The organism is Rahnella sp. 1L-D-7-B-C2 (genome assembly GCF_057290995.1).
Map to the genome: position 1 here is coordinate 170741 of NZ_JBXAVQ010000004.1, position 16161 is coordinate 186901.

The 16161-nt window shown below is 54.2% G+C and carries 13 protein-coding genes; 7 read left to right on the top strand and 6 right to left on the bottom strand.

Annotated features, from left to right (window positions below; genetic code table 11):
- Window positions 1-25: 25 nt before the first annotated feature.
- Window positions 26-2080: an AsmA family protein gene (locus tag AC0Z7K_RS09245; RefSeq protein ID WP_485614063.1), complete on the top strand. Its 2055-nt coding sequence runs from the start codon at window positions 26-28 to the stop codon at window positions 2078-2080.
- Window positions 2081-2137: 57 nt separating this feature from the next.
- Here AC0Z7K_RS09245 and AC0Z7K_RS09250 read toward each other — a convergent pair whose 3' ends face one another.
- The 4 genes from AC0Z7K_RS09250 to AC0Z7K_RS09265 all read right to left on the bottom strand — a co-directional run bounded on the left by AC0Z7K_RS09250 (window position 2138) and on the right by AC0Z7K_RS09265 (window position 6695).
- Complete coding sequence (locus tag AC0Z7K_RS09250; RefSeq protein WP_485614065.1) at window positions 2138-2902, bottom strand: CDP-diacylglycerol diphosphatase; 765 nt, start codon at window positions 2900-2902, stop codon at window positions 2138-2140.
- 59 nt (window positions 2903-2961) lie between these two features.
- Entirely contained in the window at window positions 2962-4284 is a 1323-nt protein-coding gene (locus tag AC0Z7K_RS09255; protein ID WP_413530027.1) for an MFS transporter, read from the bottom strand.
- Between the two features lie 287 nt (window positions 4285-4571).
- The gene (gene yhjD / locus AC0Z7K_RS09260) at window positions 4572-5711 is read right to left on the bottom strand and encodes an inner membrane protein YhjD (protein WP_485614067.1); all 1140 of its coding nucleotides are present in this window, start codon (window positions 5709-5711) and stop codon (window positions 4572-4574) included.
- Window positions 5712-5795: 84 nt separating this feature from the next.
- Entirely contained in the window at window positions 5796-6695 is a 900-nt protein-coding gene (locus AC0Z7K_RS09265) for a LysR family transcriptional regulator (RefSeq protein ID WP_485614068.1), read from the bottom strand.
- A 126-nt stretch (window positions 6696-6821) separates the two neighbouring features.
- On the opposite strand from AC0Z7K_RS09265, the gene AC0Z7K_RS09270 reads away from it, so the two are divergent.
- Window positions 6822-7580: an SDR family NAD(P)-dependent oxidoreductase gene (locus AC0Z7K_RS09270; protein WP_485614070.1), complete on the top strand. Its 759-nt coding sequence runs from the start codon at window positions 6822-6824 to the stop codon at window positions 7578-7580.
- 8 nt (window positions 7581-7588) lie between these two features.
- Here AC0Z7K_RS09270 and AC0Z7K_RS09275 read toward each other — a convergent pair whose 3' ends face one another.
- Window positions 7589-8335 (bottom strand): flagellar brake protein, encoded by a 747-nt coding sequence (locus tag AC0Z7K_RS09275; RefSeq protein ID WP_413530031.1) that lies wholly within the window; start codon window positions 8333-8335, stop codon window positions 7589-7591.
- 370 nt (window positions 8336-8705) lie between these two features.
- Here AC0Z7K_RS09275 and AC0Z7K_RS09280 point away from each other — a divergent pair, with 370 nt between their 5' ends.
- The 5 genes from AC0Z7K_RS09280 to mqo (AC0Z7K_RS09300) all read left to right on the top strand — a co-directional run bounded on the left by AC0Z7K_RS09280 (window position 8706) and on the right by mqo (AC0Z7K_RS09300) (window position 14563).
- On the top strand, window positions 8706-9248 hold the full coding sequence (locus AC0Z7K_RS09280) for a tetratricopeptide repeat protein (RefSeq protein ID WP_413530032.1): 543 nt from the start codon (window positions 8706-8708) through the stop codon (window positions 9246-9248).
- Window positions 9249-9291: 43 nt separating this feature from the next.
- The gene (locus AC0Z7K_RS09285; RefSeq protein ID WP_485614259.1) at window positions 9292-9777 is read left to right on the top strand and encodes an RNA polymerase sigma factor; all 486 of its coding nucleotides are present in this window, start codon (window positions 9292-9294) and stop codon (window positions 9775-9777) included.
- The gene (locus AC0Z7K_RS09290) at window positions 9774-10550 is read left to right on the top strand and encodes an anti-sigma factor family protein (RefSeq protein ID WP_485614072.1); all 777 of its coding nucleotides are present in this window, start codon (window positions 9774-9776) and stop codon (window positions 10548-10550) included. The genes AC0Z7K_RS09285 and AC0Z7K_RS09290 overlap by 4 nt, the downstream gene beginning before the upstream one ends.
- 313 nt (window positions 10551-10863) lie before the next feature.
- A complete protein-coding gene (gene mqo / locus AC0Z7K_RS09295; RefSeq protein ID WP_485614074.1) occupies window positions 10864-12513 on the top strand; it encodes a malate dehydrogenase (quinone) in 1650 nt (549 codons plus the stop codon).
- Window positions 12514-12910: 397 nt separating this feature from the next.
- The gene (gene mqo, locus AC0Z7K_RS09300) at window positions 12911-14563 is read left to right on the top strand and encodes a malate dehydrogenase (quinone) (RefSeq protein WP_485614075.1); all 1653 of its coding nucleotides are present in this window, start codon (window positions 12911-12913) and stop codon (window positions 14561-14563) included.
- Between the two features lie 65 nt (window positions 14564-14628).
- On the opposite strand, the gene AC0Z7K_RS09305 is transcribed toward mqo (AC0Z7K_RS09300), so the two are convergent.
- A complete protein-coding gene (locus tag AC0Z7K_RS09305) occupies window positions 14629-16128 on the bottom strand; it encodes an amino acid permease (protein ID WP_485614076.1) in 1500 nt (499 codons plus the stop codon).
- Window positions 16129-16161 lie beyond the last annotated feature (33 nt).

Sequence of the window (16161 nt, forward strand, 5' to 3'; positions counted from 1 at the left end):
TTAACTGTCTGAAAGGAACCCGTTTATGACGCGCACAGGTAAGGTGATCTCGTGGATTGCAGGCGTGATTATCATTCTGATGGTCGCCATCGTCATTTTCATTGCGATGTTCGACTGGAATCGCCTCAAACCCACTATCAACCAAAAAGTCAGCACTGAGCTGAACCGGACGTTCGCCATCCGTGGTGATTTGGGCGTCGACTGGTCCCGGCAGAAGGATGAGGCTGGCTGGCGCGCGTGGGTGCCGTGGCCGCATATTCATGCCGAAGACATCGTGCTGGGTAACCCTTCCGACGTTCAGGGCGGCGAGAAAGACGCGCAGATGGTGAAACTGGCGCGCGTCGATGCCAGTATCGCGCCACTCGCGCTGCTGCACAAAGAAGTGCTGATCCCGCGCATCTGGCTGAAACAGCCTGACGCCTCGCTATTGCGTTTAGCCAACGGCAAAAATAACTGGACGTTCAATCTCGCCAACAGCGACAAGAAAGACCCGGCGCAGCCGCCGTCAGCCTGGTCGTTCACGCTTAACGATATCGTTTTTGATCGCGGGCAGATTGATTATAAAGACGCCCAAATGAAAGCCGATTTCCGCGCAGTGATTGATCCGCTGGGCAAACCGCTGCCGTTTACCGAAGTCATAGGCGATAAAAAAGACGCGCCGAAAACTAAAACGCCGCCCTTCGTGTTTGGCTGGAAAGTGGAGGGTAAATACAATGGCGAATCGCTCTCGGGCAGCGGAAAAATTGGCGGAATGTTAGCGCTGAAAGACGCCGATGCGCTGTTCCCGTTGCAGGCTGACGTCCGCTCGGGCAATACCCGCGTGGCCGTCGCCGGGACGTTACAGGATCCTATGAACCTCGGCGGTCTGGATTTACGTCTGAAATTCTCTGGCCAGACATTGTCTGATTTGTATGGCCTGACCGGCGTGCTGTTGCCGCAAACCCCGCCGTACTCTACCGACGGACATTTATCGGCGACGTTGCATGATAAAAATGGCGCAATTTACCGTTATCAGAACTTTAACGGGGAAATTGGCGACAGTGACATCCACGGTTCCCTGACTTATCAGGCCAGTAAACCACGGCCGAAACTGACCGGTGAAGTGGTGTCTAAACAGCTGCGCTTTGCCGATCTGGCGCCGCTTATCGGTGCTGATTCCAATAAAGACAAAGCCAAACGGGGTGAGACGACGCGTCAGCCTGCGGACAAAGTCCTGCCGGTGGAGAAATTCGACACCAAAAGTTGGGGGGCGATGGATGCGGACGTCAAATTCAGCGCGAAGCGCATCGAGCACGGCGAATCCCTGCCTCTGAGTGACCTGAGCACCCATCTGAAACTGAATAATGGTGAAATTCTGCTCGATCCACTGCGCTTTGGCGTCGCGGGCGGAAACCTTAATTCGACTATCCGTCTGGAAGGGGATAAATCGCCGATGCGTGCGCGTGCCGACCTGCACGCCCGTCATCTGAAGCTGAAACAGCTGCTGCCGAAAATGGAGTCAATGGAGCGTAGTCTGGGCGATCTGAACGGTGATGCGACGCTCACCGGCACCGGGAACTCTGTCGCGGCGCTGCTTGGCAGCAGTAACGGTGACATGAAAATCCTGATTAATGACGGCGTCATTAGCCGCAGCCTGATGGAGCTGGCCGGGCTGAACGTCGGGAATTATCTGGTTGGGAAGCTGTTCGGCGATGACGAAGTGGCGATCAACTGCGCTGCCGCCAACGTGAATATCAAAAACGGTCTGGTCACGCCGCGTCTGTTTGTATTCGATACCGAGAATGCGGTGATCACCATCACCGGCAGCACCAACATGGCGACCGAGCGTTTGGATCTCACCATCGACCCGGAAAGTAAGGGGTTACGAGTCCTGACCCTGCGCTCGCCGCTGTACGTGCGCGGCACCTATAAAAATCCGGATGCCGGTGTGAAACCGGGGCCACTCATCGCCCGTGGCGCAGCAGCCGTCGCCCTCGGTGCCATCGTCGCACCTGCCGCCGCGCTGCTCGCGCTCATCTCCCCAAGCGACAGCGCAGAAAATCAGTGCGGTCCGATATTGCAGCAGATGAAGGCGAAGTGATCGAGTTTGGTAAACTCCTCCTCCTGTGAAGGGGGAGGTTGGGAGGGTGTTTTAATGCTAAGGCACTGGATCCAGTACCGCGCATTTGTGGTCCTGAATTTCTTCGGTGGAAGCGTTGTTCAGTTTTAGCAGGTCGCGTTCACTGGCGAGCAGCAGGAAATCGCCGCCTTGCAGGCTGACCATCGCCATACCGTAGTGCCCCATCTTTTTATCAGCCTCCGGCACACCTTCGGCCAGAATGCGGAAAGCGCCTCTCTGATTCAGTTCAGCAGGGGTGACTTTGCGCGCCAGATAGGTGTGACCGAGCAGCTTGTCCGGCAATTGCTGCCAGTTATATCCCATCGCCACGCCGTCTTTGATAAGCCGTTTTTTCACCTCCGGCAACAGGCACGAAATATGAATGTGCAGCTGGTTCTGTGAACGCCCGTATTGAGAATTGATCGCCAATGAGACGTTGCTGTCATCAATCGGTTTACCGTACTTTTCCGCCATATAATGCCGTGCGGCCCAGGCCTGACTAAAGAAGTTCGGTGTGGCTGGCTCCAGCAGCGCCGGGCTTTCCATTCCGGTAATGCGTGCGGTGGGCATCAGCAAATATTGCAGCGGCCCGTTCATGTCTTTCAGCACCACAAATCCCTGCTGTTCATCGACCTGCGCACAGGGCGCGGGTTTGCCATTGCTGCGCTGATTCGGCAGGCATTTTTGGCTGATAATATTCCACAGGGCGTTGGGATTAGAGCTGTGAGGCCAGAAGTACCAGAGGGCGGCGGCAATCACGATAAGCAGGAGCAGGAGAGGCAGGATCAATCGTCGTAAGCGCATAAGAAACCTTCGCAGAAGGCACCGTGCCGGGCGCGTACCGGGCACGGTATCCAGGTCAGTTACAGTGACTGATGGGCAGTTTCTTTGGACAGCAGCAGCGCTATCAAGGTCAGCGTTGCCATAGAGGCCAGATAAACGCCCACATAAAACAACCCGTAATGGGTTGCCAGCCAGGTGGCGATGTACGGCGCAACGGATGCACCCAGTATCGAAGACACATTATAGGAGAAGGAGGCGCCGGTATAGCGAACTTCCGTCGGGAACAGCTCCGGCAGCAGCGCGCCCATCGGACCAAATGTCAGGCCCATCACCATGAATCCGCACAGCAGGAAGACCATTACCAGTGCCTGCGAACCGGAACCCAGAATCGTCGGGAAGTTAAGCGCAAAGACAATCATCAGCAGCGTAATGCAGATCATGGTTTTGCGACGGCCAAATTTGTCCGCCAGCTGGCCCGCAATCGGCACCATCACACCAAATCCGATCACGCCAATCATCAGCATCAGCAGGAATTCGTTACGGGGAATGCCTAACCCGAGAGGCTGCGCCGCCGTGCCGTAGCCCAGCGAATAAACCGTCATGATGTAGAACAACGTGTAAGTGGCGACCATGATGAAAGTGCCCAGCAGCGTCGCTTTTTTGTATTTCGTGAACAGGGTGCCGATCGGTACTTTTACCTGTTTGCCCGCTTTGGCGATTTTGGCGAAAACCGGCGTCTCATGCAGGGACACACGTACATACAGGCCAACCAGTACCAGTACGGCGGAAAGCAGGAACGGCACGCGCCAGCCCCAGGCGATGAACTGTTCGTCGGTCAACAGCCACGACAGCAGCAGGAACATACCGTTGGCGAAGAAGAAGCCAATCGGTGCGCCGAGCTGTGGGAAAGAACCGTACAGCGCGCGTTTTTTCGGTGGCGCATTCTCTGTGGCGAGCAATGCCGCCCCGCCCCATTCACCGCCGAGGCCCAGACCCTGACCGAAACGCGCCAGCGCCAGCAGCAGCGGGGCGAAGACGCCAATGGTGGCGTACGTCGGCAGCAGGCCGATGACCACGGTGGAGACGCCCATGGTCAACAGCGAGGCAACCAGCGTCACTTTACGTCCGACGCGGTCGCCAAAGTGGCCGAAAAGCGCAGAACCGATCGGGCGTGCGATAAAGGCAATGGCGAAGGTCGCGAGCGACTGAAGCGTCGCGGCAGTCGGATCGCCCTGCGGAAAGAAAATATGCGGGAACACAATAACGGCGGCGGTCGCGTAGATATAAAAATCGAAGAACTCGATGGCCGTACCGATCAGCGATGCCACGATGACTTTGCCGCGGGAGTTCTGACTCACCAGGTGCGCGTCAGCTTCTAATTCAGGAGTGATGGTGGCTTGCATAAGTGTTTCTTATTTGTAATGAGTGAGAGGGAACTAATGTAAATAAATGTATAGCGAAAAGTCATCTTATGCAGAGCGAGGCGGCATTTCAACGCATCAGGCAGCCGGGAAAAGCAGGTTTCAGGTGGGTTCGGGTGATTGTTTTATTAACATCCTGTTTCACCAAACATAAGTTCGGTGAAAAGATGAAATGCAGAACAACTGACGGGGAAATGGCTAAATTAAAGTGCCTCTCTCAGTCAGTTATTCTGGTTTTCGGGGTCAGGATGAGATGAAATTAGTGATAATCACTGCTTTCTTATTTCATTGTCAGGATTAACGTCTGCGATATGTATTTCATCTGGCACGATGATGTGGTCCTGCGTGAATTCGCTGTCGTTTATCATTGCGTCCTTCTTCTTCTGCGCGGCCCGTTCTTTTGGGTCAGGCATACGCGGATCGTCTTTGTACTGCGCGGTGGCGATCCAGGCGGCGACAAACAGCGTCAGGCGGGCGAAGAAATAGAAGAACGCCATCAGGCCGATCACCGAACCAAAGGCGGCACCGGAAGGCGAGGTTGCCAGGCGCGGCAGCGTCATGGTCATCACAAACTTGATGACCTCAAAGCCGATTGCCGCCAGCAGCGTGCCACGGAACAGGGCTTTTTTACGCGGCTTGTGACGCGGCAGCATCCAGAAAATCCACAGGAACAACAGATAGTTGGCGGCAATGGAAATCACCAGCGCGATGCTGGTCATCACTGGCCTCAGCCATTCGATACCGCCCAGCCCCAGCGCATCCACGATGGTTTCCTGCGCCGAACCGGCAATCGAGGTCAGCGACAGCGTGATTATCAGCGCCAGCACCAGACCGGTGAGGGAGACAAAATCGCGGAAATAACGGCGATAAATTTTCTCCTGATCCTGAGGGTTACGCTCCCACACATCGCGGGACTGCGCACGGATCGCTTCACGCAAGTTACCCATCCAGCTGATACCTGAGTAGAGCGCAATCAGTAAGCCGGATAAACCGACCGCCGTACGCTGCTGGATAGCCGTATTCACGGTACTTTTCAGCGTCGCCGCCAGATTGGGATCGCTGATACTATTGACGATTTTATTGATAATCCCGGCCAGCAAATCCGGATTCGAGGCCAGCACGAAACCGACGGCGGCGAATGACACCATCAGAATCGGAATCAACGACAGGAACGAGAAATAGGTGATGGCCGCGCCAAACTGGCTGCCGAGGCGATCGTTAAACCGTTCGGTGGTGCGCAGCAAATGGGCTACCCATCCCCAGGATTTGACGTGCTCAACCAGACGCGAAAATCTGCCGATATTTTTATCTACCGTGTGATTGCCGGTTTTGATGTTAATCAGCGGCGTCGGTTCTTCCTGCTTTTCCGGCGTATGTTTTGAAAGGTCTTCTTTTGAAATTAGGGGCATTGATCCATGTTGTCCTTAAAAGTGTATCCAGTCTTAAGTATAGACACCTGTGAGGCGCAGCCGGGGCCGCGCAGGCTTAAGCGGTCAGGCAATGAACGTTTGGGTGATTTCCGTCAGCCAGTCCATGAACACTTTGACGCGTCGCGACAGGTTCAGACGGTGGGGATAAACCAGCGTAACCGGCATCGGCGGCGCGCGAAATTGCGGCAAAATACTCACCAGCTGGCCGCTCGCCAGCGCGTCCCGCGCGCCAATCAGCGGCACCTGAATAATCCCCAGTCCGGCCAGACAGGCAGAGACGTAGGTTTCGGTGCTGTTGACCGTCACCGCGCCGCCGGTTTTAACGCTTTTCACCTGCTTGCCGTCGAGGTATTCGAACGTGGACGTGTGGCTGCCGAGCGTTTGCTCGTAATGCACCATCGCATGATGGGCCAGCTGGTCGGGGTGATCCGGGATGCCGTAGCGTTGCAGATAGCCGGGGCTGGCGCAGTTGATCACGCTGAGATGCCCGAGCGGACGGGCGATAAGCCCCGAGTCTTTCAGCGTGCCGGAGCGCACCACACAGTCGAATCCTTCGCGCACCACGTCGACGCGGTGATCGGTGCTGCTCAGTTCGATTTCCAGCGCCGGGTAGCGGTTGAGAAATTCCGCCAGACGCGGTAACACCAGATGCGTCGCCATACCGACTGACATATCCACTCGCAGCCGCCCGCTGACATTGGCCGGATTCGACTGAAACATCGTCTCCAGCTCATCCATGTTAGAAAGCAACTCCTTGCAGCGCTGATAAAACACCTGCCCGTCCTGTGTCAGCTGCACGCGACGCGTTGAACGATGCAACAGGCGGGCGGACATCCGCGTCTCCAGCTGTTGTACCAGACGAGACACACTGCCCTTCGGTAATCCCAGACTTTCGGCGGCGCGGGTAAAATTACTCAGCTCGGCGACGCGCACGAAGACCTGCATTGATTGTATTTTATCCACATAATATCCGATTGTTGTTTGGATTGAGACAGTGAAACTCATTATGGACCATTTATCACACGCAGGTAATCCAATAGGCTATGTTTCATCCGATGCAGAAGTGACATAACCCTAATGAGGTCTGAAATGAGTCGAAAAATCGCTATCGTGACCGGCGCAAGCCGTGGTTTAGGTAAGAATGCCGTTGAAAAGCTGGCAAAAAAGGGCGTGGATATCATTTTGACCTACCACAGCCAGCAGGATGCGGCGCAGGCGGTGGTGAAATCGGTGGAAGCGGCGGGCGGGAAGGCCGTAGCGGTCAAACTTGATGCGGGCAACAGCAGCAACTTTGATGCGTTTGTCGCGCAGGTGAAAACGCAGCTGCAAGCAGTCTGGCAGCGCGATAACTTCGATTTTCTGGTGAACAATGCCGGTGTCGGGCTGCACGAAGCATTCGCTGAGACCACCGAAGAACAGTTCGATCTGATGATGAACATCCATCTGAAAGGTCCGTTCTTCCTGACGCAAAAACTGCTGCCGCTGATGGCCGACGGTGGCCGTATCCTCAACGTGTCGAGCGGGCTGGCGCGCTTTGCGCTTCCGGGCTCATCCGCTTACGCCATCATGAAAGGCGCAATTGAGGTGCTGACCCGTTATCAGGCGCGGGAATTGGGCGCGCGCGGCATCACCGCCAACGTGCTGGCACCCGGCGCGATTGCGACGGATTTCAGCGGCGGCATGGTGCGCGATAATCCGCAGGTGAATAAAATGGTGGCGGATAACACCGCGCTGGGCCGTGTCGGATTGCCGGATGATATCGGCGATATGGTGGCGTTAATGCTCAGTGATGAAGCAGGCTGGATGACCGCCCAGCGTGTCGAAGCATCAGGCGGCATGTTTATCTGATCGCAGCGTCAATCGTGCTGGAAACGCCGGGCTTTCATATGCTGTTGTTTTTCCAGCTCGAAAATTGCCCGTTGCAGGTCGCGTTCCTGCGCGGGCGATAAGCGCGGAAACTTAAAGCTCAGCCGCTGCGAGCTGACCGTCTCGCCTTTGTTGCTGACCGATTTACGCGGCATCGAGCCGATATACTGCAGATCCAGTTTAAATGTGCCGAGCTCTGCCAGCTGGATAACCGAATCTTTCAGCACTTCGCCCGAGGTGATTTCCGGCAGCGCGGTGCCCTCAATTTCCAGCCCCAGCCCGCCCAGCGAAATGTCTCTCACGCGAAAAGCAAACTCGGTGGCATCGGAGAGTTTGCCGCTGCAACGGTAGTCCGGCAACCAGGGCACATTAACGCGGAAATACTCACGGCGTTGGATGAAATACAGCACTGGCGGAATATCACAGATAAATGTCGGCAGGCCGTCAAAGGTCACCTGACGGACTTTGCTGCACGAGAACTCGACTTTTGCCCCGGTCGGTTCCGCCACAAAGGTCAGCGATTCTGCTTCCATCGCCAGCCCATTCTCGTAATCGGAACTGCCCAGATCGAATAAGAACTGATGTCCGTCTGAATTCACATCCAGAATTTTACTGATAAATTGTCCACGGGCATGGGTGACCATGACCAGCGTCTGGTTTTTTTTCAGATCCCGTAAAACGGACAAAATCGCCAGCGTGTTACGCTTAGCAAACGACTCTTTGGGTACTTCGCTCACCTGCCACACCTCTATATGCAATGATCACAAAATGTTGGCGCAGCCTTTGACGTATAAAGCGCCCACTACGGTTATCGGCCACTCAGAACAAATCTTTATTGTGTTAACCCTGATATTTTCACCGGCTCAAAGTGAAATTCCGGTGTCAGTGAGCGGCTTTGAACCGCCCTGAATTATATATAGGCGATATTTCATTCTCCTGAGTATGATTTTTTGCTCTCACCCCCGAAATAAACCGAATAGAAAGCCGCATTCAGGTGTTTACCTTGAAACGAACACTGTCGGGCGCGGCGCGCTTCTTCAAACCGTCTTAACGGTGTCGTCTTGGAACTCAGGCGAAGTTATCGATTCCTCTCTACAGGACATCATCATGAAGACAAAAACTATGATTCAGGCGCTGGCAGCAGTGTGTTTCGCGGGCAATGTTTTGCTGTTCAGCGCAGGTGCGAACGCAATGGGCGACAACTCAGATGCGAAGAAAACACCCGACTGCCCGAAAGGGCAAATCTACGACAGCAAAACCCAAAGCTGTATGGTGGATAAAGGCAGTATGATTTCCGATCAGGACAAAACCCAGTACGCCTACCATCTGGCCAAAACTGGCCGTTATCAGGAAGCCCTGACGGTGCTGAATACGCTCAAAGATCAGAACACCAAAGAGGCATGGAATTATCGCGGCTATGCCACCCGCAAACTCGGGCGCACTGACGAAGGCATCGGCTATTATCAAAAATCTATCGCCATCGATGCAAATTACGCCAAAGTGCGCGAGTATCTCGGCGAAGCTTATATGATTAAAGGACGCCCCGATCTCGCCAAAGCACAGCTGGCCACCATCAAAGGCTTATGCGGCACCGGCTGCGAGGAATATCGTGATCTGAGCGCCGCTATCGACGGCCATCCGGAATCCTGAGTACGGGGAACGATAAATTTCACCGACAGAATTACGTCACGAACTGAGCCAGTATCTGGCCCGCCTCTGGCGCTATGCGATGGTGTTATCGCATAAGCGCGATGTGGCGGATGATCTGGTGCAATCCACCTGCGTGCGGGCGCTGGAACGCTGCGCCCAGGTGGTGGACAGCGCCGGAACCGATCGCTGGCTCTTTTCGATTCTGCACTCTATTTGGGTCAATGAACTCAGGGCGCAGCACGTCCGTCAGGGGCAGGGATTTGTGGATGTGAATGAGCTGGATACGCCCGCCGACGCATTTTCATTTGAAGACCAGCGCTGGCATTCGCAGGTGATGCAAAGGGTGAATGGCCTGCCGGAAGCGCAGCGCAACGCGGTTTTTCTGGTCTACGTCGAAGGGTTCACCTATCAGGAGGCGGCGATAACGCTGTCAGTGCCTATTGGCACCATCATGAGCCGTCTGGCATCCGCACGACTGACGCTGGCAAAAAATAGCGGAACGTCATCACGACAGGGAGAGAAAAAATGACCCGTGAAATCCTGTCTTCTCCTTTTTCCGATGAGGTGTTAGTCGCCTATCTCGATAATCAGCTGAGCGCACAACAGCGCGCGCAGTTTGAACAACAGCTGGCGCACGACAATGTTCTGGCTGAGCGGCTGGCGCAGATGGCGCGCAGCAATTTACCTTTTCATGATGCTTTTGGCGCGATGTTACAGGACGCGCCGGTCGGCAGGCTTCAGGCTGTACTGGATGCGATCCCGGATGTGCCGGTCGCCGCTGCGCGCGGCGTTAGCCGTCGCGCACTGCTTGCCGCATCGGTGAGTTTTCTGGCGGTCGGGCTACTCGCCGGGCGTTATTCGACCATGCTGCATGCCGAAATCACCTGGCGCGATCGCGTGGCGGATTACATGTCGCTCTACACTGCGCAGACGCTGGCGGACATCAACGATTCCCCTGAACAGCAGCAGCTCCAGCTGTTGCGGGTGCAGAAATCGCTTGGGATCGTGTTAACGCCGGCGGCGCTGAGTGTGCAGGGCGCCGCGCTGAAAAATGCCCGAATGTTGCATTACGATGAATATGACATCGCGCAGATAACTTATCTGGACGCACGTTTCGGCCCGATGGCGTTGTGTATCACCCGGAGCGAACAGCGTGACGACACGGCGCAGGAGAGTGAAATTCGGCAGAAAATGAACGTCGTTTACTGGCGGCAATCCGGCTACAACTTCATGCTGATAGGCCACAGTCCGGCGGCGATTCTGGCGGAACATGCGGCCACTTTGCAGGCAAAACTCGCCTGAGCTTTTAGCAGATAGTTTCGTCACGGAACTAACTTATGTAATTATTTAAAGTATTAAACTATTTTTAATGCACGTAACGGCAATGTTAAAATGTTTACGAAATCTCGATAATATGAGTAATCGGTAACATTTATGTGGTTGAATTGTCGTTAGTCACCGCGGTTTTCGTTACTCCCCATTATTGTCCTTTCATACTCTGTGGAAACAATCGCTTGTTTCCCACCGCACCGGGTTGTTGATTTCGTTTATCCAGGGAAATTTGGATAGCTTTCACCTGCAAAACTAAAACTAAACATTCAGAGAAACAGACGTCATGAGAAAGATATTCGCCATGATCCTCTGCCTTAACGTGGTTGCCTTCAGTCAGTCAGCGTTCGCAGAAGATGAGAAGCCCGTCGATGTATTACTGATCGGCGGCGGCATTATGAGCGCGACGCTGGGGACGTACCTTCAGGAATTAGAACCGGACTGGTCAGTCAATATGGTTGAGCGTCTGGACGGTGTTGCACTGGAAAGCTCCAACGGCTGGAACAACGCCGGTACCGGTCACTCTGCGCTGGCAGAAATGAACTACACGCCGGAAAAACCCGACGGCAGCATCGATATTTCCAAAGCGGTTGAGATCAATGAATCCTTCCAGATTTCCCGCCAGTTCTGGTCTTATCAGGTAGAGAACGGCGTTCTGCACAACCCGCGTTCTTTCATCAACAGCACGCCGCACATGAGTTTTGTCTGGGGGGATGACAACATCAACTTCCTGCGTAAACGTCACGCCGCGCTGCAACAAAGCACGCTGTTCCGTGGCATGGAATACTCTGAAGACCCGGCGCAAATCAAACAGTGGATCCCGCTGGTGATGGAAGGTCGTGACCCGAAACAGAAAGTCGCCGCAACGCGCATTCCGATCGGTACCGACGTGAACTTCGGCGAGATCACCCGCCAGCTGGTGGCTTCTTTGCAGAAGAAACCTAACTTCTCCCTGAGCCTCGGCCATGAAGTACGTGAAATCAAACGTAACCCGGATAACACCTGGAATGTGACCGTTGCTGACCTGAAAAATGGCGACAAAGAAAGCGTCATCAAAGCCAAATTCGTGTTTATCGGTGCCGGCGGCGCGTCCCTGACTCTGCTGCAAAAATCCGGTATCCCTGAAGCGGATAACTACGGCGGCTTCCCGGTCGGCGGTGAATTCCTGGTGACTGAGAACCCGGACGTAGTGAAACGTCATCTGGCGAAAGTGTACGGCAAAGCGTCCGTTGGCTCGCCGCCGATGTCCGTTCCGCACCTCGACACCCGTATTCTCGATGGTAAACAAGTTCTGCTGTTCGGGCCGTTTGCGACCTTCTCCAGCAAATTCCTGAAAAATGGCTCCCTGTGGGATCTGTTCGGCAGCGTCAACTTCTCCAACATCATGCCGATGACCCACGTGGGTATCGACAACTTCGATCTGGTGAAATATCTGGTCAGCCAGGTGATGCTCTCGGACGACGACCGTTTCGATGCATTACGTGAATACTTCCCGGATGCGAAGAAAGAAGACTGGCGTCTTTGGGAAGCCGGTCAGCGCGTGCAGATCATCAAGAAAGATGAGAAAGAAGGCGGCGTTCTGCGTCTGGGTACCGAAGTGGTCAGCTCGAAAGACGGCAGCATCACCGCGCTGCTGGGTGCATCACCGGGCGCATCTACCGCTGCGCCGATCATGCTGCACCTGATGGAAAAAGTGTTTAAAGACAAAGTCGCGACACCAGAGTGGCAGGCCAAACTGAAGGAAATCATCCCTTCTTACGGCACCCAGCTGAATGGCAACGTGGCGGCGACAGAGAAAGAACTGGGCGACACCAGCCGCGTTCTGATGCTGGATAATCCACAGCCAAAAGCGGTCGAACCGGCCCCCGCTGCGGATAACTCTTCAGCACCTAAGCAAGGCCAGGAGCAGAAACAAGTGGCAGACGTCGCGCTGTAATCTGAATCTTAAAGCCGTTATCAGGAAGGCGCGGGAGACCGTGCCTTTTTAACAATCTTCTCCAGGTTCTTCCTCCCTCAAACCCGATTTAGCACGAATTGCGCGTTCTTTGTACGCGACAAATCGGTCAAAAACATCATCATTACTCCCCGAAAACCCCGTCCGGATGCGGCCTGCGCGAAGGTCAGACGCTCTCATCTCCTCTTTTTTTGAAAGGTTAAATCCTTTTTTAAATTATGTAGTGATAATGTTATATTCGTTGCCATCATTTGAAAAAATGAAGATTCAGTAACGTTCCCGCGTGTTTTTTTGCTAATTTCTTGTTCGATTGTGATAACAGAAGTCATAACAAATCGTCATAACAAAACAGAACTGAACATTTAGAGAAACAGACGTCATGAGAAAGATACTTGGTATGCTTCTCAACCGTGACTCACTGGGTGCCAGCGAGCCTGCGGCCGCAGAAGACGAAAAATCCGTTGATGTATTGCTGGTCGGCGGCGGAATTATGAGTGCTACGCTCGGGACCTTTCTTCAGGAGCTCGAGCCGGACTGGTCAGTCCATATGATCGAACGCATGGACGGCGTGGCGCAGGAAAGCTCGAACGGCTGGAATAACGCCGGGACAGGCCATTCCGCGCTGGCAGAAATGAACTACACCCCGGTGATGCAGGACGGCTCCGTCGATATCACCAAAGCCGTGGCGATCAACGAAGCCTTTCAGGTTTCCCGTCAGTTTATGGCCTATCAGGTGCAGAAAGGTGTGCTGAATAATCCACGCTCGTTCATTAACAGCGTGCCGCACATGAGCTTTGTCTGGGGCGATGAAAATATCGATTTCCTGCGCAAACGTTTTGCTGCCCTGCAGGAAAGTACGCTGTTTCGCGGGATGGAATATTCGGAAGACCCGGAACAAATCAAACAGTGGATCCCGGCGGTAATGGATGGCCGTGATCCGGCACAAAAAGTGGCGGCAACCCGCACCACGGCGGGCACCGACGTTAACTTCGGCGAAGTGACGCGTCAGCTGGTGGAAGCCCTACAGAAAAAATCCAATTTCACGCTGGCTAACGGTCAGGAAGTGCGCGATATCCAGCGCAATCCGGACAGAAGCTGGCGCGTGACCATCACGGATCTCAAGCACAGCCATAAACATCACGTCGTGAACGCGAAATTTGTGTTCATCGGCGCCGGTGGCGCGTCGCTGACCCTGTTACAAAAATCCGGTATTCCGGAAGCGCGTGACTACGGCGGTTTCCCGGTCGGCGGGGAGTTCCTGGTGACTGAAAATCAGGACGTGGTGAAACGCCATCTGGCGAAGGTCTACGGCAAGGCCGCCGTGGGCGCGCCGCCGATGTCCGTTCCGCATCTCGATACCCGTATTATCGACGGTAAACAGGTTCTGCTGTTCGGGCCGTTCGCGACCTTCTCCAGCAAATTCCTCAAAAACGGTTCCCTGTGGGATCTGTTCGGAAGTGTCAACAGCTCGAACTTACTGCCAATGACGCACGTCGGCATGGGTAACTTCGATCTGGTGAAATATCTGGTCGGGCAGGTGATGCTCAGCGATAACGATCGTCATGCAGCGCTGAAGGAATTCTTCCCGCAGGCCGAGCAGAAAGACTGGAAACGCTGGGTGGCCGGGCAGCGCGTGCAGGTCATCAAAAAAGATGGCAAGCACGGCGGCGTACTGCGTCTGGGTACGGAAGTGGTCAGCGCGAAAGATGGCAGCATCGCCGCGTTACTGGGCGCCTCTCCGGGCGCGTCCACCGCTGCGCCGATCATGATGAAGCTGCTGGAAACCGTGTTTAAAGAGAAAGCCGCCAGCCCGCAATGGCAGGCCAAATTCCGCGAGATCATCCCGTCGTATGGCACCAAACTGAACGGCAATGTGGAAGCGACCGAGAAAGAGCTGCTGGAAACCAGCCGTATTCTGCAACTCGAGACGCCGTCGATGAAGACGACGCCGGTCGCCGAGGTGGTGCAGCTGCGTCCGCTCGACGCACAGGCTCAGGAAGAAACCAATCTGCCAGCGGATATCGCGCTGTAACGTCTGGTTCCGCAAACAAAAACCGCCTTTTGTATCAGGCGGTTTTTTTATATCTTTAGTTTTGATTACGCGCCGGACAGCGATTTCGCGATATTCGCTTCTTTTATGCGTGCCGTTTCGTTTTGCGATTCCAGTACAATTCTCGCCAGCGGGGTGTCTTCGTCATAACGCGTTTGCGCATCCAGCCCTTTGGAATATTTATTGTATTTCCACCATGCATAACCGAGGAACAGCACCAGCCCGCCGACGTTATAAAACACAATGGTCAGAATGCTGGCGCCGGTCGGGAAGGTCGAGGCGATAAATCCGACGGTAAAAATCACAATCAGCGTACTGACGATGGTGATCCCCTGCATTCTTGAACCCATTTTAAAATCGCGCTCAACCTTGTCATATTTCAGCCGCAGATTCAGATACGCCAGCATAATAAACAGCGGCGGCAGCATGGAGGCCGCAGCGGTCATGTTGATCAGCGTATTCATTAATTCCTGCACGCTGTTTGAGCCCAGCGTCGGAATTAACATCAGCGGAATGACGATAAGAAACTGGATCCACGCCGCGCGCGTCGGCACGCCGTGTTTATTCAGACGAATGGTTTTCTCCCCAAAAATCCCCTTAGGAATTTCAGTAAAGAAAATTTTGACCGGTGCGGCCGTCCACATCAGCAGTGAACCAAACATCGCGGTAAATGAAACGACGCCGACGAAGCGGTTCATCATCACCGCCGGTAAACCAAAGTGTGCCGATAATCCTTCAAATACCTGCACCGTACCGCCGGTGAAATGCAGCGCAGACTGCGCCACGAAAACGTTAATCAGCAGTGACGCGATGGAATAAAGCACGCCGATCACCAGCCCGGAAATGATGATGACTTTGACGAAGGCGCGGCTGCCGCCCTTGACGTCATTGACGTAGACCGCGACCGATTCCGCACCGCCCGCTGCCTGAAATATCCACGCGATAATGCCTAAGAATGCCCAGTTAAAATGCGGCGTCATGGCTTCGACGTTGATTGGATTTGCCGGTTCGACGCCGCCAGCCAATGCCGCGCCTGCCAGCATAATATAAGAGAACGTCAGCAGTAACATTAATGTGGAGGTCACCGACGTCATCGGTCCGAGTAATTTCGCACCGCTGTTGGAGATAAGCGTGGAAAAAGCGAACAGGCAGATGCTGATGATGGCAGTTGTGACCGGTGTGAAAATATAGTCATGCCCTAAAAATGCGTACGAGGCGTAAGCAATAACGCGCGGAAGCAGCGCCGTGAAGAAAAATAAATTCACGAACCAGTAGGTGTACGCCGTCATAAATGCCCAGCGCCCTCCGAGCGCGCTTTTTACCCAGGCATAAACGCCGGCTTCCGAGTTTTTATTGAGCGAGACAAATTCGGCGATGATCAGACAAAATGGAATGAAATAAAGGACAGTCGCCACCAGAAAGACCGGCGCGGAGGCGATGCCCAACTGAATATTATTATTGATGACATTATTGAAGCTAAAAACAGCGGCAAACGTCATGGATAACAATCCAAATTTACCGATCGTATTACGACTGGACCCGGCCATAGTGAATCTCCAACTGCGATATTTGTAGGGTGA